Source organism: Streptomonospora mangrovi (assembly GCF_027604915.1).
Lineage (GTDB): Bacteria > Actinomycetota > Actinomycetes > Streptosporangiales > Streptosporangiaceae > Streptomonospora > Streptomonospora mangrovi.
This window is the reverse complement of the sequence record NZ_JAJAQC010000014.1, coordinates 34,040-55,620: the sequence shown is the minus strand read 5'-3', so window position 1 is coordinate 55,620 and position 21,581 is coordinate 34,040. Positions and strand designations below refer to the sequence as shown.

Below are 21,581 nucleotides of genomic sequence, written 5' to 3'. Positions count from 1 at the left end.
CGCCGAGCCCGCCCGAGGAGGCACATCCATGAGGTTTCTACCGACTTCCCCAGAACCCGTCTCCGCCTGGCGGTGGACGCCGGCGGAACCGAGTCGGGATCTCGTCGGCGCCATCGCGCTTTCCCGAGAGCTGATCGACTGCTTCGGGCCGAGTGGCCTCATCGGTCGCTACGAACCCGTCGTTGGTTGGCGGGCCGAGGACGGCGCCACCGTCCCGTGGGAGACCCTCGTGATGCGGCCACGCGCGACTCCAGCGGAGGCGTTCGCCGAGCGGATCCTCGGCAGCCGACCCGCCGTGACACCGGATCTCCGGCCCGCACGGCTCTCGTTCCTCGGCGAAGGCAGCGTCCTCCTTCCCGAAGGAAAAGGGAGCGGGCGCACACACGACGGCCTCATCGAGGTAAGGGCGCTGCTCCACGAAGAACACCTTCAGTTCGAGGTCCGCGTTTACCATGACATCTGGGCGGAGCGCGACTTCTTCGGCACCCCGCAGCCGGAGGTCCACGAACTGAACGCCCCCCGCCTGGCCGCCGGGCTGGAGGCCGTTGAGCAGGTCCTCGGCTTCCCCGGCACCCCCGGCGGCCCGACGTTCTTCGGCACCCCCTATAACTACGGCGTAAGCGCCCATGTCGCCGACGACGGTGCGGGTATCGACGTCAGCGACCGCCTGTAGGCTCCGGACACGGCACAGAGGGGACCCCCCGCATGACCCACGACGTCGTCGCGCTGCTGGAGAACCGCCCCACCATGCGCGGCATGACCGCGGCGCTGGTCAGCGCCGACCCCAACGCGCACGTCCGCACGTCGGCCGACGGCACCGGGGTCGAGCTGCGCGACGGATCCGGGCGGCTGCTCGCCGCCGCGCGGGGCGGGCAGCGGTTGGCCGGGCTGGACGAGGTGCGCCGGCTGCTGGGCGGCGGCGACCGGGTGGTGTGGCGGGGCGGCGGCGGCGGCGGGGGCGGCCGCGTGGCCGCGCAGTCCCCGATGCCCGAGCGGCCGTGGTGGGTCGAGGCGCGCGGCGCCGAACTCGGCGCCGACGGCACCGGCACGGGCAACGACACCGACGCCGACACCGCCAGCCTGGTGCGGCGCTTCGCCGCCGCGCTCATCGCCCAGTTCGGCGGCTACATGTGGGAGCCCAAGCCGCGCCTGCGCCGCGACGACACCCTGCTGCTCGGCACGACCGACCACCCCGCCCTGACCCTGGCCACCGACCGCGTCGCGGTGGCGGTCCAGGACCGCCCCGTGGTGCCGCTCTCGCCCTGGATCATCGACGCCGTCACCTCGTCAGGGCGGGAACAGCGCGCGTTCCACCTGGTCACCCCGCCCGGCGCCCGGCTGACCCAGGAGATGACCGCGCTGTTCCAGAACCGCGGGTCGCGGTGGGTGGTGCGCACCTCCGACGGCTCCTACTTCGACGGCCTCTACGGCGCGCCGCTGGTGTGGCAGGACGGGTCCGGCTTCGTGCGCGACCCCGCCCCGAGGACGGGTTCCGCCGTGCATCCGCAGTTCCGCCGCAACCCCGACTCCCTGGTGGACCACCTGGTCCTCGACCTGAAGCTGCGGCACGCGGACCACACCGACGTGCGGGTCGGGGCCGAGGTGGAGCTGCTGACCACGGCCCTGGCGGGCTCCGCGCCGGCGCTGTGGGGCATCGGCGAGCCGGCCCCGCTGGTGTGGGACCGCGACCGGCTGACCGAACTCGTGCGGGGGCGCGCGCCGCAGGGCTCGCGGGTGGTGTTCCTGGGTCCGCACTCGGGCGCGCGGCCATTCAGCGGCAGCCTGCGCGTGGAGCCGACCCCGGAGGGCGTGCGGGAGAGCGCCACGCTGGCCGTGGCCTACCCCGCCGGGACCCGGCCGGACCTGGCGGCGGTGGAGGGCGTGGTCGAGGAGCTGGCCGGGAACGGCAGCCTGCTGTCCTTCAACGTCCACCGCCGGCGCGGCCGTCCCGACCTCACCCGCGCGGCGCACCACACCGGGCCGCTGATCCCGATCGGTGTGGCGCTGGGCAGCGCCGGGGTCCAGCAGGTCGGCGGGCTGGAACGCGCGACGGCGGCCCCCGTCGCGCCGGTGCGGATGGGACCGCGCCCCGCCCCGGCGCTGTGGTACTCCCTCGGCGACGGCACCGACCCCGCCGACCGCCGGCACCTGAAGAGCCTGATCTCCCACCTGCGGCCCGCGAAGACGGAGTCCGCCGGCTAATCCGTCCCCGGTCGCCGCCCGCCCTGGTGGTGCGGGGCCGGCCGGCCCCGCACAGCGGCTTCCTTCCCCAACCCCACCGGTTTCGGCCCTCCGCTCCCGCCTCCCTGGCCGGACGGCCGACCCCGCACGGCTCCTTTCCCCACCGATTCGGCTGCCCCCTACGTCCCCCGCCTCCCCGACGGACGGCGGCCGCCGCCGACCCCGCACGGCCCCTTTCCCCGCGCCCGCCGGCGCTCCCGCATCCCGGCCAGACCGCGGGAGCGCGGGGATTGGTGGGGGAAAAACGTCATAGACGGTTTACACGCCGAAATGATCTCGTTACTGTGATTGGGAGCGCTCCCAGGAGTGACGCAGATCATCCCGGAGCGCGTCAACCGCCAAGGCTCCGGCGCATCGCGGTGGAGCCCAACCGGATCTGGGAGCGCTCCCAGACCGCTGCCGAACGTCCATCCCCCTCGATCCCCCACGATCCCCGCAACGACACCGGCATCCATCCCCCTGGGCGCCCCCTCGTCCCCCACATCCCCCTGGCGCATCCCCCACCGCGTCCCCGCTGACATCCCCCACACCGCATCCCCCACATCCCCCTCACCGGTGCGACGCCGCGGGCTCCGCCCCCGCTCCTTTCGCTTCCGCTCCATCCGCTCCATCCGCGTCCGCCCCTCGCGGACCCCGCACCGACGGCCGGCGCGGTCACCCTGGGTGGCCGCGCGTGACCTCCGTGTCCTCCCCTGTCCCCTCCTCCGTGCCCACCGCCGGCTTCACGCGCCCCCGGGCGTATCCCCCACATCCCGCCGCCGTGGCGGGACCTCACGGAAACTGGAGGTACTCCTCACCATGGGTTCCCGGCTGTTAACCCGATGGCCGCGCGGGCGGCTGTTAGCGGGCGGCGTGGCCGCGGCCCTTGTGGCCGCACTGACGCCGACCACGCCCGCGTTCGCCGCCACGGCGTGTTCCGTCGACTACCAGATCACCAACGAGTGGGGCAGCGGCTTCACCGCCAACGTCACGGTGACCAACGAGGGCGACCCGGTCAGCAACTGGTCGCTGGGCTGGGCGTTCCCCGACGGCCAGCGCGTCACCAACGGCTGGTCCGGCGAGTTCAGCCAGTCCGGCGCCAACGTGACCGTGCGCCACCCCGGCTGGAACCCCGACCTCGGCAGCGGGGAGTCCGCCACCGTGGGGTTCCAGGGCAGCATCAGCGGATCCAACGGCGTGCCCGAGTCCTTCACGCTCAACGGCACCGCCTGCAACGGCGCCGAGGAGAACGCGGCCCCCGAGGTCGAGCTGACTTCCCCGGCCGACGGCGCGACCTTCCTCGCGGGCGAGGACATCGAGCTGGCCGCCGAGGCCAGCGACAGCGACGGCGAGATCGACCACGTGGTCTTCGAGGCCGACGGCACCGAGATCGCCACCGACGACACCGCCCCCTACACCGCCACCTGGTCCGACGCGGAGGTCGGCCCCTACTCGGTCACCGCCACCGCGGTCGACGACCAGGGCGCCAGCACCACCTCCGGCGCCGCCGCGGTGGAGGTCATCGACGAGCCGCAGCTCCAGGCCACCCCGGCCAACCTCAGCGTGCGCCAGGGCGGCACCGCCACCTTCGACGTCTCGCTGTCCAACTCCCCCGACGCCCCCGTGGACGTCACCGTCGAGCGCACCGAGGGCAGCTCCGACATCACCGTCTCCGACGGCGCCGAGCTGACCTTCACGCCCGACAACTGGGACACCGAGCAGGAGGTCACGGTCTCCTCCGCCGACAACGGCGGCGCGCTCGGCTCGGCGGTCATCACCGCCTCCGGCCAGGGCTACGGCTCCGACACCGTCGAGGTCACCGAGATCGACGCGAGCACCTCGGACTACGAGGCGGCGTTCCTTGAGCAGTACGAGAAGATCAAGGACCCCGCCAGCGGCTACTTCCGCGAGTTCGACGGCCTGCTCGTGCCCTACCACTCGGTCGAGACCCTGATCGTGGAGGCGCCCGACCACGGCCACGCCACCACCTCCGAGGCGTTCAGCTACTACCTGTGGCTGGAGGCCGACTACGGCCGCATCACCGGTGACTGGGGCCCCTTCAACGACGCGTGGGCGTCGCTGGAGGAGTTCATCATCCCCGAGACCGAGGACCAGCCGACCAACGGCTCCTACGACCCCTCGGCCCCGGCCACCTACATCCCCGAGCACGACACCCCGCAGGGCTACCCGGCGGCGCTCGACCAGGATGTCCCGGTCGGCGAGGACCCGCTGGCCCAGGAGCTGAGCAGCACCTACGGGACCGACGAGGTCTACGGCATGCACTGGCTGCTGGACGTCGACAACACCTACGGCTACGGCTTCTGCGGCGACGGCACCGACGACGCCCCGGCCTTCATCAACACCTTCCAGCGCGGCTCGCAGGAGTCGGTGTGGGAGACCGTCCCGCACCCCTCGTGCGAGACGTTCGCCCACGGCGGCGAGAACGGGTTCCTCGACCTGTTCACCGACGACTCCGCCTACTCCCAGCAGTGGCGCTACACCAACGCCCCCGACGCCGACGCCCGCGCGGTGCAGGTGGCGTACTGGGCGCACCAGTGGGCCGAGGAGCAGGGCAACGCCGGCGAGGTCGCCGACGTGGTCAGCGACGCCGCCAAGATGGGCGACTACCTGCGCTACGCCATGTTCGACAAGTACTTCAAGGAGATCGGCGACTGCGTCGGCCCGCAGCAGTGCGCGGCCGGCCAGGGCAAGAACAGCGCCCACTACCTGATGTCCTGGTACTACGCCTGGGGCGGCGCCATGGAGTCGGCGCAGTACCCGTGGGCGTGGCGCATCGGCGGCAGCTCCTCCCACCAGGGCTACCAGAACCCGATGGCGGCCTACGCGCTGTCGGAGGTGCCCGAGCTGATCCCCGAGTCGCCGACGGCGGCCGAGGACTGGGCCACCAGCATGGACCGCCAACTGGAGTTCATGGAGTGGCTCCAGTCCGCCGAGGGCGGCATCGCGGGCGGCGCGACCAACAGTTGGGCCGGCAGGTACGCCGAGCCCCCGGCCGGCTCGCCCACCTTCTACGGCCTCTACTACGACTGGCAGCCGGTGTGGCACGACCCGCCGTCCAACCGCTGGTTCGGCTTCCAGGTGTGGGGCATGGAGCGCGTCGCCCAGCTCTACTACGAGACCGGCGACGAGCGCGCCGGCGGCATCCTGGAGGACTGGGTGCCGTGGGCCATCGCCAACACCGAGGTCGGAACGGGCGGCGACTTCGCGGTCCCGGCCGACATGGAGTGGACGGGTGAGCCCGACACCTGGGACGGCCAGTCCACCGGCAACCCCGACCTGCACGTCGAGGTCGTGTCCCACGGCCAGGACGTCGGTGTCGCGGCCTCCCTGGCCAAGACGCTGCTCTACTACGCCGCGGCCTCCGGCGACGCCGAGGCGCGCACCACCGGCGAGGGCCTGCTGGACGCCCTGATCGCCAACGAGGACGACCTCGGCATCGCCGTCGAGGAGTCCCGCGCCGACTACGCGCGCTTCGAGGACGAGGTGTACGTCCCCAACGGCTGGTCGGGCCAGATGGCCAACGGCGACCCGGTCGAGCCCGGCTCGACGTTCCTGTCCATCCGCTCCTTCTACGAGGACGACCCGCAGTGGTCCAAGGTCGAGGACTACCTCGCCAACCCCGACGGGCCGGCCCCCACCTTCACCTACCACCGGTTCTGGTCGCAGGCGGAGATCGCCACGGCCTTCGCGACGCACGACAACCTGTTCGGCTAGCCGGCCGGCGGGCGCCGCGCGAGCGGTGCCCGCCGCCGGACCCGGCCGGGCACCACGACCTTCCGGACCGGCGGGCCTCGCGTTCCGCCGCCGCCGCACGGCGGCGGGGCGCTGAACGCCGGTCCGGAAGAACCGGCCGCCGGACATCGGCCGGCGGCCGCCCTCCCCATCCCCTGAACGGCTCGCCGCACCCGGCCCCCGGGCCGGCGGGCCACCCGTACAAGGAGGATTCATGAGATCACAGCCCCATCGCGGGCGAGCCCGGTGGTGGCCGGGCCGGGCCGTGGCGGGCGCCTCGGCGCTCGCGCTCGGCGCGGCCACGCTCGCCGTGGCCTCGCCCGCGCAGGCGGCCGAGGGGTGCGAGGTCGAGTACACGGTGGTGAACGAGTGGTCCACCGGCTTCACGGCCAGTGTGTCCATCACCAACCTCGGCGACGCGCTCAACTCCTGGGAGCTGGAGTGGGAGTTCTCCGGCGACCAGCGGATCGGCAACGGGTGGAACGGCTCCTTCAGCCAGTCCGGCCGGGCCGTGACCGTCACCAACGCCAACTACAACGGCACGCTGGCGACTAACGGCAGCGCGCAGATCGGCTTCAACGGCACCTTCAGCGGTGAGAACGAGGTGCCGGAGTCGTTCACGCTGAACGGCGTGGTCTGCGACGGCGGCACCAACGAGCCCGACCCCGACCCGACCGACCCGCCGGACCCCGACCCCACGGACCCGCCGGAGCCGGGCGAGAAGGTCGACAACCCGTTCGCGGGCGCCGACATGTACGTCAACCCCATCTGGTCGGAGAACGCGGCCGGCGAGCCCGGCGGTGACGCCATCGCCGACGAGTCCACCGCCGTGTGGATGGACCGGCGCGGCGCGATCGAGGGCAACGACAGCCCCACCACCGGCAGCATGGGGCTGCGCGACCACCTCGAAGAGGCGGTCGCCCAGGCCGACGGCGACCCCATGGTGATCCAGGTCGTCATCTACAACCTGCCGGGCCGCGACTGCGCGGCGCTGGCCTCCAACGGCGAACTCGGCCCCGACGAGATCGACGTCTACAAGAACGACTACATCGACCCGATCGCGGACATCATGAGCGACCCGGCGTTCGCCGACCTGCGCATCGTGACCACGATCGAGCCGGACTCGCTGCCCAACCTCGTGACCAACGTCGGCAGCCGGCCCACGGCGACCGAGAACTGCAACGAGATGCTGGCCAACGGCAACTACGTCGAGGGCGTGGCCTACGCCCTGGACCAGCTCGGCGCCATCCCCAACGTCTACAACTACATCGACGCCGGCCACCACGGCTGGCTGGGCTGGGACGACAACCTCGGCCCGTCGGTCGAGCTGTTCCACGACGCGGCCACCACCGGCGGCGCCTCGGTCGACGACGTGCACGGGTTCATCGTCAACACCGCCAACTACTCGGCGCTGGAGGAGCCCTACATCGACGTCAACGGCACCGTGAACGGCCAGCAGATCCGCCAGTCGAGCTGGGTCGACTGGAACCGGTACGTCGACGAGCTGTCGTTCGCCCAGGCGCTGCGCACCCGCGCCGTGTCCGCCGGGTTCAACAGCGACATCGGCATGCTGATCGACACCTCCCGCAACGGGTGGGGCGGCTCGGAGCGGCCCAGCGGCCCCAGCTCCTCCACCAACCTCAACACGTTCGTGGACGAGAGCCGCGTCGACCGGCGCATCCACGTCGGCAACTGGTGCAACCAGTCCGGCGCGGGCCTGGGCGAGCGCCCGCAGGCCAACCCCGAACCCGGCATCGACGCCTACGTGTGGGTGAAGCCCCCGGGCGAGTCCGACGGCTCCAGCGAGTTCATCGAGAACGACGAGGGCAAGGGCTTCGACCGGATGTGCGACCCCACCTACGAGGGCAACGCGCGCAACAACTTCAACATGTCCGGCGCGCTGGGCAACGCCCCGCTGTCGGGCCACTGGTTCCCGGCGCAGTTCCAGGAGCTGCTGGCCAACGCCCACCCGCCGGTGTAACGAGCCGGTGCGGACACCAGGTAAGAGCCGGCGGGAGCCGGTGCGGAGAGGATGATGCGCTGAACACCTGAACCATCGCTGTTCGCACACAGCGGGCCGCGCCCCGGCCGGTGCCAGCCGGGGCGCGGCCTTGGCGTGTGCCCGCCGCGCCCGCCGGGCCGTCGGTGCGGCGGGCACGGCGGGCGGTGCGGCGGGGTCAGCCGCGGGGCAGCCAGGCGGTGCCGCTCTCGTCGGGGGCGCGGTGGTCGGGCTCGTGGCCGCCGGCGTAGCGGTGCTGCGGCACGGCGTCCAGGTCGGGCCCGATGCCGTGTCCGGGACCGGGGCCGGCGGGACCGGCGGTGGGCGGGCCGGCCGCCGGGCCGACCGGACCCGCGCCCGGCGGGACGCCCGGACCCAGGGGGCCGGCGGCGGAGGGACCCGCGGCCGCCGGCGTCGCCGCGGAGGGCGCCGCCCGCTGCGCGCCGCCGACCCCGTCGGGGGAGTCGGGCTGGCGGCGGTCCCGCTCGGCCGACAGCGTGCTGAAGTCGCTGAGCCGGGCGATCTCCTGGGAGAACGCGTCGCTGGCCGCCTGCATCTGGATCTGCACCGCCCGGCAGAACGTCTGGATCCAGGCCACCCGGCGCTCCATCTCCTCCACCTCGCGGGTGTAGGAGGACCCGGCGCCCGCGCGGTAGCCGCGCGCGGCCTCCTCGGCGGCGGCGCCGGCCTGGTCGCGCGCCTCCACCAGGATGTCGTCGGCCTGGCGGCGCGCCTGCACGGTGAGCTGGCGGCAGTACTCCTGGGCCTGGGCGACGTAGGCGTCGGCCTGCTGCTGGGCGGCCGAGAGCAGGTTGACCGCCTCGGCGGGCGGCCCCTCCACGGAGGCGGCCGAGTGGTTCTGCTCGCGGTAGCGGCGCCGCAGCCGGTCGATCTCGGCGCGCAGGCTGGCCTTCTCGGCGTCGCTGGCGGCGAGGTCCTCGGCGACGCGGCCGATGAACAGCCGCACCTCCTCCTCGTTGTACCCGCGCCGGCCCAGCGAGGCCCGGGAGAACTCCTGGGCACGGACGCGCTCGGGACTCAGCCGCTGTGAAGACCGGCTCCTGGCACCCATGTCCTCGCGTGCGGTCACGGATTCCCTCCGCTCGTGCTGGTGGTGTCGAAGTCCTCGTATCGGACGCGGTCCTCGGTGACGCCCGCCTGGGCGAGGCGGCGCAGCGTGCCGGTGACCATCTCCGGTGAGCCGCAGACGTAGACGTCCTCGTCGGGCCAGGTGCTGTAGCGCAGCGCGACGTCCACGGCGTCGCCGGACTCGACCCCGGGCCGGGGCGCCTCGCGCGAGACGCACGGCACGACGCGCAGCCACGGGCAGGCCCCGGCCAGCTCGTGCAGCGCCGGGTAGTCGTAGTGGTCGCGCGCGTAGGGCGCGCCGACGAACAGGCTGACCCGGCGCACGTCGCCGGCGGCCTGCTCGGCGCGGAGCTGCTCGATCATCGCCTTGAAGGGGGCGAGTCCGGTGCCGCCCGCCACCAGCAGCAGGTCCCGCTTGCCGGTGAGCAGCAGCCGGTCGCCCACCGGCGCGCCCAGGCGCAGGGAGTCGCCGGGCTGCACGCTCTGCACGAGGGTGGTGCTGACGGGTCCGCCGCCGACCAGCCGGACGTGGAACTCGATGGTGCCGTTGCGGCGCGGCGCGTTGGCGGGGGTGTAGAACCGCCACACGTTGGGCCGCAGCCGGGTCTCCACGGCGACGGACTGGCCGGGCCGGTACTCCAGTTCGTACTCGGGCTGGACGGTGATGACCGCGACGTCGGCGCTGCGCCGCTCGTGGCTGATGACGCGCGCCTCCCACCACGGCGGGGTGGTGCGGGCGGCCTCGTCGGCGGCCTCGGTCATGACCTTGGCGACCAGGCCGTAGGCCTCGCTCCAGTCCTCGGCCAGTTCGGGCTTCCACTCCGGGCCGAGGAAGTGGGCCAGGGTGTGCAGCAGGGCCTGGCCCACGGCGGGGTAGTGCTCGGCGACCACCGCGAACTTGCGGTGGTCGCGGCCCAGTCCCTGGAGGAAGGGCACCAGTTCGTCCACGCGGTCGACGTCGGAGACGATCCGGCCGAGCGCGCCGACGAGCCGGTCGCGCTGGCCGGCCATGCTGACCGGGAAGAGCGACCGGGTCTCAGGGTGGGTGATGAACAGTGAGGAGTAGAAGAACAGCGGGACTTCGTCTCCGTAGGCCGCGACCTTCTTCCAACTGTCCTTCAGCCGCGTGACATCCACGTGATCAGATTCCTTAGCAGGGATCCCGCGCCCGGGCGGCCGCGGCGCGCGCGGCGGCCGAGGGGGCGGGGCATGGGGGCGGAAGCGGCCGGGGCCGGGCCGCGCGTCGGGCGGCATGCCAAGGGCGCCCGGTCGTCTCCCGCTCGCGGCGCGCGGCCGTGTCCGGCGCCGGTGCCGGCGCGCCCGGTGCGGGCGCGGCGTGTGGGGGCGGGCGGGGACGGGGGGATCAGCCCTCGGTCTTGCTGACGATGGCGCCGGAGAGGGGGGCGACGGCGCCGATGATCTCGTCGATGGTGTCGCCGGGCACGCCGGCGGCCTTGAGGGAGTCGACCAGGTGGGCGGCGACCAGGTCGAAGTGGCGCTGCTCGATGCCGCGGCCCCGGTGGACCTCGTCCATCGCGCCGCCGCTGTAGTGGTCGGGGCCGCCCAGGGCGGCGCTGAAGAACTCCACCTGGCGGCCCTTGAGCTTGGGCAGGCTGGTGCCGGTGAAGAAGACGGCCAGTTCGGGGTCGGCCATGATGCGCACGTAGAGGTCGTCCACCACGGTGGTGAGGGCGTCGTGGCCGCCGATGCGCTCGTAGATGGTTGCGGTTTCGTTCGTCACGAGGGGCACCTCAGCATGGAATGGAAGGAGGGAAGGGAGATGCGCGAGGGAACTCGGGGTCGAACCCTACAGACGCCGTTACCAAAACGTCAAAAGTCAGCCGGAATCTGTCTGAAACCCCGCATTTCCGCAGATAGCAGGGCATGTTCCGGCGGCGGCGGGCACGCGCTGAACAGGCGTCCCTACTGAAAAGCGGGGTAAAACCTCCCGGTTTGGGACTTTTGGCATTCATTGTTGAGCGCGGTGCCGGGCCGTTCTCGGCGGGGCCGTCCGCCGCCGCTGTGAGCGGCGCTCCGGTCCTCGGGCGGCGCATGCGGCGGCGCCGCGTCGCCGCAGGTGGAGTGGCCCCCGCCGGCCGCGCCCGCGCGCCCGCTCACCCGCCCCCGGCGGCGTTGAGCGCCGCCGGCCCGTGGCACCGTGGACGCGGTGCGCCGAAGGGCGGCGCGAGCGCGGGGAGGTGGACATGGCGTCGGACACGGCGGGGGACAGAGCGCGGGACGGCGTGGGGGACGGCGCGGGGGGCGGCGCGCGGGACCGGGTGCGGGACAGCTCGCAGGGCAGCGCGGGGGACGCGGCGGCGGTACCGGTGATCGGCGTGTCCGCCTACGCCGAGCCCGCGCGCTGGGGAGAGGCGTGGGCCATGCCGGCCACCCTGCTGCCGCACGCCTACGCGCGGGCCGTGGCCGCCGGCGGCGCGGTCCCGGTGGTCCTGCCGCCGGTGGCCGGCGTGCACGCGGCGCTGGAGCGCCTGGACGGGCTCGTCCTGGCGGGCGGCGGCGACGTCGACCCCGCGCGCTACGGCGCCGCCGCACACGAGCGCACCGGCGGCGTGCTGGCCGAGCGCGACGACGCCGAACTCGCGCTGCTGGAGGCGGCCCTGGCGGCGGACGTGCCGGTGCTGGGGATCTGCCGGGGCATGCAACTGCTCAACGTCGCCCGAGGCGGTACGCTGCACCAGCACCTGCCCGACGTCGTCGGCGAGGCGAACGCGGCCGCGCACCTCCGGCGGCCGGGTGTCTTCGGCGAGCACCCGGTGCGCCTGGCCCCGGCGAGCCGGCTGGCGGCGCTGCACGGCGGCACCCGCGTCACCGTGGCCACCTACCACCACCAGGCGGTCGCGGAACTGGGGCGCGGCCTGGTGGCCGCCGCCTGGGCCGACGACGGCACCGTCGAGGCCCTGGAGGCGCCCGGCGAGCCCGGACTGCTGGCCGTGCAGTGGCACCCGGAGATGGGCGAGGATCCCGCGCTGTTCCGCTGGCTGGCCGAGGCCGCCGCCAAGCGGGCGGCCAGCCGCGCGTAGCCGGGCGCCCGCGCGCCCGCGCGGCGGAATTCCACTGCGCGCCGCGCAATGGCGGCGTAGGAAAACTCCGCCGCGCGGCGCTCACCACGCACCGAAGTCGCGGCGTCGCCGTTGCTGTCGCCGTCGTTGTCGAAACCTTTCGGCGATTATGCAATTGCACGGGAGCCGAATAGCAGCGGAGGAATTTCCCGGATTCCCGGACCACCCGCCTTCCCGCGCCTTCCCGGCAATGGGGTCCCGTTTTCGCCCGCGCGGAAATCCCGCACGGCCGCCGTACACGGCCACGGCACGGCCGACGCGGCGAAGGCGGGAGAAGCGGGGCGGGGGCGGGGCCGGCCGGGTGGCGGATGGCGGGGCCGGCCGGGGCCGAGGGCCGCCAAGGCGCAGGTCAACCGGCGCGGAGGGCGGCCGAGGGCGGCCGGGCCGGCGGGGCGTGCCCGCCGGGCTCAGCCCGCGGGGTAGGCGGAGGCCGACGCAGGGAGCGCGCGGCTGGTGGTGCTGAACTCCGCCCAGGTGATCATGGGACCGCTGTAGTCGCTGGTCTCGTGGTCGAGGTCGGGGTCGAAGATGCTGGTGTAGCCGCGTTCGGCGTAGCCGGGCCCGCCGTGCAGGGGCAGCCGCCCCCACTCCTTGGTCAGCGCCGCCGCCAGGAAGAGCCCCCGGCCGTCGGGGCGTTGGAGGTCGGGGGCGAGCACCCGCGCGGTGGTGCGGGGCGCGCCCCGGCGCGGGCCTTCGTCGTGGACCTCCAGGTGGAGGGCGCCCGAGACCAGGCCGACCAGGCTCACGAACACGGTGCCGCCGGGCTGGCCGGAGGCGGTGTGGCGGACGGCGTTGCCGAAGAACTCGCTGACCACGAGTTCGACGGCGTCGGCGACGTCGGGGAAGGGCCGCATGTGGCGGCGCACCCACAGGCGGGCCTCGCGGCACTCGCGCGCGGCGCCGGGGAACGTGCGGCACGCCCGCAGCGTGTAGATGCCGACGTCGTCGTCCACTCCGTCGCACTGGGCCATTTCGGGCCACCGCCTTACGGTGCTTGTCGATCCTCCGAAGTGGGCGCGCCGCAGAGCGGAAAAGCGGCCCGGCCGCCGAAACCGCCGCGGTGCCGTATCCGGTCCTTGGGCGGCGACCTGGTCGCACCCGCCCCAGAGGAACCGCCATCCATCGCCGAATTCTGCCGTAACCACGGCCCTCCGACAACCATCTTCACTGATTGTATACAGAATTGGCCGGCGAATCGCACCATCGCCACGGGCGCCGGACAACCGATGGGGCTAACCCCCAGAGTACGCGTGAGCACTCCCGAACGGGAGGGAAAAGAGCAAACCCCCCTTATGGACCTTTGTCCTGAAACAAACCCTTTGGCGATCCGCAGGCGACGGCACCGGGACGCGCCGGGGCGAGGGAACGGCGGCCCGCTGCCGCCACGCCCCCACGGCCCAGGTCCGTCAGCCGTCAGCCGTCAGCCGTCAGCCGTCCAGGCTGCGGTCGAAGCGCACCCGGCGGGCCAGGCCCTCGTAGTCGATCACCAGGCCGTCGCGGTCAACGGTCAGCACGAAGGAACCGTGGACGGGGTCGCTGTACTCGTAGCGCTCCTGGCCCTCGGCCGCGTACAGCCGGGTGTAGCGCTGGGACAGCCGCCGTATCCCCAGGCTGGGGACGTCGATCCACACCGTCGAGATGTCGCGGTACTCCCCGGGGCGCAGCCCCAGCCGGCGGATCGGCAGGGTGTTGGTGAGCGGGGTCGCCGCCACGTCCACGTCCAGGCAGCCGTCCAGCTCGGCGCGGCGGCGGCCGTTCACCGACCATCCGGCGGCCTCGCGCCGCAGCTCCACGGCCGCCGGTCCCGCACCCGACAGCACCTCCACCCGTGCCGACCGGCTGACCCACGCCAGGTCGGCCTGCACGGTGAAGCGGCTGGCGTAGCGCTCCTCGGTGTCGGCGACGGTCTCGCTGGCCTCCAGCCGGAAGCCGTGGGGCTGCGGCAGGAGGGTGCCGAGCCCCAGCCCGGACGCGACGTCGACCCGGGACCACGCGACGGGTTCTGCGCTGGAGGCTGGCATGGCACCGTTCTACCGGTACGTCCCGTTACACGGAAGAGCCTCCGGGTAACACCAGGCCACCGGCACCGCGACCGCCCCCGCGCCGCCACTCCCCCACTCCTGTGCCACCCCCGCGCCGCCCGCGCGCGATCCCCCGCCCCCGCCGGGCCTGCGGCCCGCGCGGGGTGCGGCGGCCCGGCGCCCGTCCGCTCCCGGGGGGACAAAACGGGGCGACGCATCCCACAGCGGGATGGTAGGACGGCGCCATGAGCCATCTGCACGTGTTCGACATGGACGGCACCCTCATCCACGGCACGAGCGCGGCGGTGCAGATCGCCCGCACCTGCGGCACCGAGGCCGAACTGCTGGACCTGGAGCGCCGCTTCAGCGCCGGGGAGATCGACACCCGCGCGTTCTCGGCCAACCTGCACGCCCTGTGGGCGGAGCTGACCGAGGACCACGTCGACCGCGCGTTCGGGGCCGCGCCCTTCCTCGCCGAGATCGCCGAGGTATGCGCCGACATCCGCGCGCGCGGCGAGCGGTCCCTGGTCGTCACGATGTCGACCGACTTCTTCGCCAACCGGCTGCTCGACTTCGGCTTCGACGAGGTCGTGGCCTCCCGCTTCCCCCCGCCGCCCTTCCGCGAACCCCTCGACCCCGCCGGGGTCCTCACCCCCGAGGACAAGGTCCGCGCGACCGAGGACGCCCGGAGCCGCGCCGGCATCCCCCTGGAGCGGTGCGTGGCCTACGGCGACTCGCTGTCGGACGCCCCCCTGTTCCGGCACGTGCCGCACAGCGTCGCGGTCAACGCCGACCACCACGTGGCGCTGCTGGCCCGCGCGGAGTACCGGGGCACCAGCCTGATGGGCGCCTACACCCGGGGCCGCGCGCTGCTCGCGCGGGACTCCACTGGCGGCGCCGCCGCGCGGGAGGCGGCCGGCGGCTAGTCCAGCATCCGGTCGAAGGCGTCCTCAGGCAGCCCGAGGTCCATGCGGATGCGGAACCGGGTGCGCACCAACTCCATCAGCAGGTCGTGGACGTAGGGCGAGACGTCCTGGTGGCGGAACCGCTCGATGCCCAGCGTGGCCCAGGTGTGCGCGCCCTTGAGGTCGTCGTGGGCCTGGAGGGTCTCGGCGATGTGGATGTAGGTGGGCAGGTTGCGCGGACCCTCGGCGCGCAGCCGCTCCAGTTGGGCGTAGGCGGAGTCGATGAGGTCCAACTCCAGCAGCGCCCCGGCCTGGAGCGCGCGGGCGTCGATGATGGTGACCCCGCCGTCGTCGATGGCGCGCTGGTAGGCGGCCGAGGCGCGCTCGAACTCCTGGGCCATCTCCCACTGCTCGCCGGCGCGCACGAAGATCTCGGCGCGCGAGATCTCGCTGTCGGCGTCGACGCTGTTGGCCAGGCCCAGGAGTTCCCGGGCGACGTCGACGTGGTCGCCGGACTGGACGGCCCGGAACTCCAGGCGGTCCAGATCGGCGGTCGTCACGCGGGTCACTGCCACCCTCCCTCGCTGCCCGTCGTCCTGCCCGTGGTCGCCCCCCGGCGGTGCGCGGCGCGGGCCGCCCGCCGCCCGGCCCTCACCCGCGCGCCGCGCGTTCCAGCGCGCTCCAGAACCCCTGCCGCAGGGCGTCGCGGACCTCGTCGCGCAGCAGGAAGTCGATCGGCAGCGCCGATCCCTGGAGCAGCCGCGCCTCCAGGTCGGAGGGCATGCGCGGGCGCCGCGCCAGCACCGCCTCCATCCACAGGGCCGGCGCGTCCCGCGCGATCGACTCGGCGAAGTCGCTGCCCTCCTGCCGTGCGACGGTCACCGCGTCGTCGACGCTGCGCGCCGCCGGCGTTCCCGCCGACAGCGGCCCGACGCGCGGTGTGGGGTCGGTGTAGGGCCCGTGCTGGACCCGGTGGTCGGGCTGGGGGCCAGTACCCGGTGCGGAACCCGGTCTGGGTCCGCCGACGCTCCCGTAGCGGGAGTCACCGTCCGTACTGACCCCAAAAGTAGGGTTTGGGCCGGTGTTACCTCCGTACCCCGGATTCTCGCCGGTATTACCGCCGTACCTGGGGTCGGGCTGAGGCGGCGGGGTGTTCCTGGTCGGCGGGTTGTCCCGGTCGTACTGGTGCCCCGCCATGGAGGGGTGGCCGCCCGTGGGCGGCATGCCGGCCTGGTGGGCTCCGCCCTGGTGGGCGCCCGCCTGGTGGGCGCCGGTGGGGTGCTGGGCGGGCGGGCGGCCCTGCTGCGGCGGCCCGCCGTAGGGGTTGGGGGCCTGGCGCATGCCCGGGTGGGCGCCGGTGGTGGGCGCGGGGAACCCGGGGTCGGCCGGCGGCTGGGTGCCGGCCATGCTCGCGTGCGCCCCGGTGCCGCCGACCGGGGGCGGGGTGTGGCCGCCCGAGGGGAACCCGTTGACGTCGATGGGCCCGGACGGGTTGGGGCGCGGGCCGTCGACCCCGCCCGCGCCCTGTGGCGCGAGGTGGTCGCCGCCGCGCTGGGCCAGGCTCTGGCGCATGGCCCGCAACTGGTCCATGGCGCTGCCGGTCATGGCGGGCTGGGCGCCGGTGTTGGCGAACACGGCCTCCAGCCCCGCCGACGCCGGCGGGGCGGGCTCGACCCGGCTGGAGCCGGGGTGCGCCGTCACGGGGCGGCGGGTGACCTCGGGGGCGCTGCGGGAGCGCCCGTTGCTGAGCGGGGTGGTGGTCTCGGAGGCGTCCTCCTCGCCCAGGCCCGACAGCAGCGTGACGTAGGGGCGCAGGTGCCCCGCGCCGATCTCGATGAGGTCGTCGCACTCCCGGCGCAGCGCGCGGGAGATGGTCCAGTTGCCCTCGACGGAGATGTGCACCACCGTGACGCGGACGCCGAGATCCTGGACGTCGGACACGACCTGGGCCATGTCCTCGTCGCCGCTGACGAGCACGGCCTCGCAGAGCACGCCGGTGCGGGCGAGTGTGGTCAGGTCCCGTTGGACGTAGCTCTCGACGCCCTCCCGTCTGCCGGGACGGATTCGCGCGGCTCTGAACTTGATTCCGGGGATGTCCGCGATCCCGTCCTGCTCCTGGGTGCGGCGGCCGTCGGCGGTCGCCTCGTACCAGTAGCAGCGCAACAGCGGGAGTTGCGTACGGTCGCGCGCCACCTCGTTGAGGAGCTGCACGAGCCCGGCGTAGTCCCATGACACGGAGTCGCGGTTGCGGGTTCCGTGCACTGCCATCGCGCCATCGGCGAGGAGGTAGCCGGCGTCTACGAACAGCGCGCAGCGATCCACGCGACACCGCCCCTTCCCGTTGGTTCGTTCCCCGGGGCGACGGATACGCACCGGGTCCTGCCGGCGTTCGGCACTCGGCCCGCAGACGGGCCGCGCCACAGCCTAACCAAGTCTGTGCCGCCGTGTACCCGGCCCCTGGCGCCTTCAGCGCCGCGACGTGCGGGGACGGCGGCCGGATCAGGCCGGACCGGGACAACCGCCCCGCTCGCGCTCATGTGCGCAGCGGCGCGGTGACCGCCACCGCGCCGGCCAGGTAGGCGTCCTGGGCCGAGACCAGCCGGAGTTCGGGTTCGCGCGGCAGCACCGCGGAGAAGCGCCGGACGTCGGTGCCGAACCCGTGGGGGTTGCCGCGGGCGCCCCGGGCGGTGCCGGTGAAGGCGTTGTCGGGGTCGCCGCCGGCGGGGGTCAGCGGGCGGTCGTTGAGCAGCACCCGGTCGCCGCCGAGGCCGGTGTCGCCCTCCCAGGCGATGACGTCGACCGTGGCCGGCACCGCCGAGGGCAGCAGCCCGGCCAGCGGCAGGCGGGCGCCCCGGGGGTCGTGGAAGACCGGCCGCCCGGAGTCGAGCACCATCGCCTGGTTGACGGGGGCCGCCGGGTCTTCGACCACCACCACCAGGCTCCAGCCGGCGTAGGTGCCCACACCGGTGCGCTGGGGGATGTCGGCGGCCCACCAGCGGCCGCCGCCGTGCGCCCGCACGAGGTCGGTGACCTCGGCGAACGCCTGGTAGGCGGGGTAGCCGGGCAGGTCGGCCGGGCGCACCGACTCCGCGGTGACGGTGGTGTAGGTGGCGGCGCCGGGGCCGCGCAGCGCGGCCGTGGCGCGCTCGGGGGCGGCGCCGACGGCGGAGAAGTACAGCCCGGCCCAGCGGACCGCGCCGCCGCGCGGCAGCTCCCAGGCGGCGGAACTGGAGGACCGGGTGTCGGGGTCGTCGTCGAGGTCCAGGCGGCGCATCCGCCAGTGGTCGTTGTCCAGGCGCACGCCGGAGGGATCGAGCGCCTCGGCGCAGGGCGGCGGGCGGTGGCCGCGGCGGCCGTCCCCGGCCGGGGGCGCGGCCGAGGGCGGCGCCGACGGACCGGTCGAGGCGGCGGGCGGCGCCGGGGCCGAGGGCCGGGGCGGGGCCGGCTCCTGCGGGGTCGGGGCGGTCGGCGAGGCCTGCGGCGGCAGGGGGGCGGGGGGCCGGCTGGGCCGCGGGGAGGTCGGCGGGGCGGGAGGGGCGGGGCGCGGCGGACGGTGGTCGTCGGCCTCGGCCGGGGGCTCCGCCGGGGGCGCGGCCGGCGCCTCGGGCGCCGAGGGGGCGGGCGGGGAGGGCGCCGGGGACTCCTCGGGCGGGGCGTACTCGGGGCCGAACGGCCACCCCGGCTCGGGGGTCCAGGGCCACCAGTGGGTGTGCGGTTCGGGCGGGACGCAGGTCTGGAGCGCGCCGCCCACGGTCTCGGCGCGCACCCGGCCGGCGGTGGCGTAGCGGGCGGCGGTGCCCTCGGGGTCCACGCCGCGGCTGCCGGTGGCGGTGGCGCGCACCCCGCCCGAGCGCACCGACACCCGCAGCGCGCCCCCGGAGTCGGCGTCGGAGGCGACGTCGACGTCGATGTACTGGGTGCTGGTGTCGCCGGCGGCGATCCCCGGGGTGACGCAGTTCCCGCCCTCGGCGGTGGCGCCGCAGCTCCAGTCGCCGGTGCCCTCGGCGAAGGGCACGGCGTTGCCCGCGCGGGCGGACTCGCTGACGGTGACCCCCGCCGGGAGGGTGATGTCGGCGGTGACGTCGTCGTCGGCCGCGCCGCCGGTGTTGCGCACCGACAGCACCACGATGCCGGCCCGCCCCGGCACGAGCGCGCCGACGGGGTCGATGGCGGCGGTGAACGCCGGCGCGGCGGCCGGCCGCGCCTCAGGGGGCTGGGGGCGGTCGGGGGGCGCGGCGTCGGGCGCGCCGGGCGGCGCGGGCTCGGCCGGGCGCGGGCGCTCGCCCGGGGGCTGCTGCTGGGGCGGCCGGGCGTCCGGCGGCCCGGGGGGCGCGGGCGGTTCCGGGCGCGGGCCGGGAGGCGCGGGCTGCTCGCCGGAGGGTGCGGGCGGCGCGGCGGCGGGCGGGTCGTCCTCCGGCACGGTCTGCTCGTTGGCCACCAGGGCGACCGCCACCGCGGCGGCGACGGCGGCGGTGGCGGCGCCGCCCGCCACGGCCTGCTGCTGGCCCTTGGGCAGGCGCGCCCACCAGCCGCCGGCCAGCGGCCCGGCGGGCAGCGCCGCGAGGTAGCCGGCGGCGGCGGGGCCGGCGAACAGCGGCAGGATGATCCCGCGCAGCCCGACGTTGACGTCCATCAGCTCGGCGTAGACCTCGCGGCAGTCGGCGCACTCGTCCAGGTGGCGGTCGACCAGCGCGGTGTCGCGCTTGGCCAGCGCGCCGCGCACGTAGGCGCCCAGGCGGTCCAGCGCGGGCCGGCAGGTCTCGGCCGCCGACCCCGCCAGGTGCATCTGGAGGTAGGCCTGGCGCAGGCCCTCGCGCGCCCGGTAGGCCAGCGCGGCGACGCTGTTGGGCTTCATGCCCAGGCTGGGGGCGGCCTCGGCGGGCTTGACGCCCTCGATCTCGGTGTACCAGAGCACGGCCTGCCAGCGTTCGGGCAGGGAGAGGTAGGCGCGGGCGATCAGCGAGCGCTCCAGCCCCTCCACGGCGGGGTCCACGAACGGCTCGCCGGAGTCGAAGTGCTCCATCTCGTCGGTGACGACCTGGCGCTTCTCGCCCCGGGCGCGGTCGTAGACGACGTGGCGCAGCGCGGTGAGCAGGTAGGGGCGGAAGCCGTCGCGGGGGCCGCCGCCGCGCCGCACCACCGACAGCACGCGGGTGAAGGTCTCGGCGACCACGTCGTCCACCTCGGAGTCCCCGCGCACGAGCTGGCGGGCCAGGCCGCGCGCCGCCCCGGCGTGGCGGGTGTAGAGCGACTCGAACGCGTCGGTGTCGCCCTCGCGGACCTGCGACAGAAGCTCGTCGTCGCCGATGAGTAGCTCTCCGTGATCGCCGTAAGGCTCGGTCATGCCCTGCCCTTCCCCCGGTGGTGCGGCACGTGTGCGAGGCGCCGCACCGGGTCGCCGTCGACGGTGCGGCCGCCGGTGTCGTGCGGCGTGGGCGGCCGTGTGCACAGGCCGCGGAAAAAATATCCCGCACTCGCGTCATGCCCGCCACCGAACTGCGTGATTAGGGGTGAACGCATCGGGGCGCGCCCGCTTCGACTCACACCGCGCACCGCCGGCAGAGGGGAGTGGCATGGGGACGAGTGAGCAGACCGGCGCCGTGGCCGCCGGGCGGGTCGACCCCGCCCGCCGGCTGCGGGAGCGGTGGTGCCGGCGCAGCCGGCTGGACCGGGGCGAGCCCCACGACGACTGGTGGAGCCCGGCGGTGGAGGCGGTGTGCGCGGCGGTGGCCGAGGACCTGCGCGGCCGCGCGGCCGGCGACACCCCCGCCCTGGTGGCGGCGTGCGCGCGGCTGGGCCGGGGCCGGGCGCGCGACGGCCTGCCGATCGGCGCGGCGCTGGACGACCTCGCGGCGCTGTTCGCCGAGGTCGCCGAGGCCCCGGAGTGGGGCGGCGCCTACCCCGGCGGCCCGCCGTTCGCCCTGGTGCGGGCGGTGGCCGAGGGCTGGAGCGAGGGCCGCCGCCGCGACGACTGCCAGGACCCGCTGACCGGGCTGACCACGGCGGCCTACCTGCGCACCCGCCTGGGCGAGCTGTACCGGGGCGCGCCGCCGTGGTCGGGCGCCCGGGGCCACGGGCTGATCGTGGTCGCGCTGCCGGCCTGGCTGGACCCGTGGCGGCGCACGGCGCGGCTCATCGTGCTCGGCCACGAGTTGGGCCGGTTCTTCGCGGCCGGGGAGTCGGTGTCGCTGCTGAGCCGCAGCCGCGTGGCGGTGCTGGCGGCGGCGCCGGGGCGCACGGCCGAGTCGCTGCGGCGGCTGCGCGCCCGCATCGGGGCGGGGCGCGGCCACGGCGCCGAGGTGTGGTCGGTGCCGCTGCCGCCCACCCACGCCGAGGCGCTCGACCTGCTCGACGCCATCGGCGCGGCCGAGGACGGGAGGTACTGACCGAAGACGGATGGAACGCCGTCGGCGCCGCGCGGCCCCGCAGAGGGGGCGTGGGCCCGGTGCCGACGGCCGCCGGCCGGCGCTGTTCGCAGAGGGGGCGAACGCGACCGGCCGGCCGCCACCGGCCC

Annotated in this window: 15 protein-coding genes; 7 read left to right on the top strand and 8 right to left on the bottom strand. The window is 74.9% G+C overall.

Going from position 1 to position 21,581, the window contains the following annotated elements:
- Positions 1 to 28 precede the first annotated feature (28 nt).
- From LG943_RS10260 to LG943_RS10245, 4 genes are all read left to right on the top strand, one after another.
- Positions 29 to 673 carry a hypothetical protein gene (locus tag LG943_RS10260; RefSeq protein ID WP_270071999.1) on the top strand — a complete coding sequence of 215 codons (645 nt, stop codon included), beginning with the start codon at positions 29 to 31 and terminating at the stop codon, positions 671 to 673.
- Between the two features lie 32 nt (positions 674 to 705).
- Complete coding sequence (locus LG943_RS10255) at positions 706 to 2,202, top strand: DUF6177 family protein (protein WP_270071998.1); 1,497 nt, start codon at positions 706 to 708, stop codon at positions 2,200 to 2,202.
- An 837-nt stretch (positions 2,203 to 3,039) separates the two neighbouring features.
- Positions 3,040 to 5,955 carry a glycoside hydrolase family 48 protein gene (locus LG943_RS10250; protein WP_270071997.1) on the top strand — a complete coding sequence of 972 codons (2,916 nt, stop codon included), beginning with the start codon at positions 3,040 to 3,042 and terminating at the stop codon, positions 5,953 to 5,955.
- A gap of 232 nt (positions 5,956 to 6,187) precedes the next feature.
- Complete coding sequence (locus LG943_RS10245; protein ID WP_270071996.1) at positions 6,188 to 7,954, top strand: glycoside hydrolase family 6 protein; 1,767 nt, start codon at positions 6,188 to 6,190, stop codon at positions 7,952 to 7,954.
- Between the two features lie 196 nt (positions 7,955 to 8,150).
- Here the strand turns inward: LG943_RS10245 and LG943_RS10240 are convergent, their stop codons facing one another.
- From LG943_RS10240 to LG943_RS10230, 3 genes are all read right to left on the bottom strand, one after another.
- Entirely contained in the window at positions 8,151 to 9,062 is a 912-nt protein-coding gene (locus LG943_RS10240) for a DivIVA domain-containing protein (RefSeq protein ID WP_270071995.1), read from the bottom strand.
- Complete coding sequence (locus tag LG943_RS10235) at positions 9,059 to 10,198, bottom strand: globin domain-containing protein (RefSeq protein ID WP_270071994.1); 1,140 nt, start codon at positions 10,196 to 10,198, stop codon at positions 9,059 to 9,061. The genes LG943_RS10240 and LG943_RS10235 overlap by 4 nt, the downstream gene beginning before the upstream one ends.
- Before the next feature lie 226 nt (positions 10,199 to 10,424).
- On the bottom strand, positions 10,425 to 10,802 hold the full coding sequence (locus tag LG943_RS10230; RefSeq protein WP_270071993.1) for a group I truncated hemoglobin: 378 nt from the start codon (positions 10,800 to 10,802) through the stop codon (positions 10,425 to 10,427).
- Positions 10,803 to 11,388: 586 nt separating this feature from the next.
- Here LG943_RS10230 and LG943_RS10225 point away from each other — a divergent pair.
- Positions 11,389 to 12,102, top strand: coding sequence for a gamma-glutamyl-gamma-aminobutyrate hydrolase family protein (locus tag LG943_RS10225; RefSeq protein ID WP_270071992.1), 714 nt, complete (start codon positions 11,389 to 11,391; stop codon positions 12,100 to 12,102).
- 446 nt (positions 12,103 to 12,548) lie between these two features.
- Here LG943_RS10225 and LG943_RS10220 read toward each other — a convergent pair whose 3' ends face one another.
- Together LG943_RS10220 and LG943_RS10215 are read right to left on the bottom strand one after the other, a co-directional pair.
- On the bottom strand, positions 12,549 to 13,112 hold the full coding sequence (locus LG943_RS10220) for an ATP-binding protein (protein WP_270071991.1): 564 nt from the start codon (positions 13,110 to 13,112) through the stop codon (positions 12,549 to 12,551).
- 456 nt (positions 13,113 to 13,568) lie between these two features.
- Positions 13,569 to 14,162 carry a putative glycolipid-binding domain-containing protein gene (locus LG943_RS10215; RefSeq protein WP_270071990.1) on the bottom strand — a complete coding sequence of 198 codons (594 nt, stop codon included), beginning with the start codon at positions 14,160 to 14,162 and terminating at the stop codon, positions 13,569 to 13,571.
- Between the two features lie 245 nt (positions 14,163 to 14,407).
- On the opposite strand from LG943_RS10215, the gene LG943_RS10210 reads away from it, so the two are divergent.
- On the top strand, positions 14,408 to 15,088 hold the full coding sequence (locus LG943_RS10210; RefSeq protein WP_270071989.1) for an HAD family hydrolase: 681 nt from the start codon (positions 14,408 to 14,410) through the stop codon (positions 15,086 to 15,088).
- Here the strand turns inward: LG943_RS10210 and LG943_RS10205 are convergent.
- From LG943_RS10205 to LG943_RS10195, 3 genes are all read right to left on the bottom strand, one after another.
- Positions 15,085 to 15,636, bottom strand: coding sequence for a hypothetical protein (locus LG943_RS10205; RefSeq protein ID WP_270071988.1), 552 nt, complete (start codon positions 15,634 to 15,636; stop codon positions 15,085 to 15,087). The two genes, LG943_RS10210 and LG943_RS10205, sit on opposite strands and share 4 nt — an antisense overlap.
- An 82-nt stretch (positions 15,637 to 15,718) precedes the next feature.
- Complete coding sequence (locus LG943_RS10200) at positions 15,719 to 17,389, bottom strand: NYN domain-containing protein (RefSeq protein WP_270071987.1); 1,671 nt, start codon at positions 17,387 to 17,389, stop codon at positions 15,719 to 15,721.
- A gap of 211 nt (positions 17,390 to 17,600) precedes the next feature.
- Positions 17,601 to 20,411, bottom strand: coding sequence for a sigma-70 family RNA polymerase sigma factor (locus tag LG943_RS10195; RefSeq protein ID WP_270071986.1), 2,811 nt, complete (start codon positions 20,409 to 20,411; stop codon positions 17,601 to 17,603).
- 229 nt (positions 20,412 to 20,640) lie between these two features.
- On the opposite strand from LG943_RS10195, the gene LG943_RS10190 reads away from it, so the two are divergent.
- Positions 20,641 to 21,453 carry a hypothetical protein gene (locus LG943_RS10190; RefSeq protein ID WP_270071985.1) on the top strand — a complete coding sequence of 271 codons (813 nt, stop codon included), beginning with the start codon at positions 20,641 to 20,643 and terminating at the stop codon, positions 21,451 to 21,453.
- Positions 21,454 to 21,581: the final 128 nt, after the last annotated feature.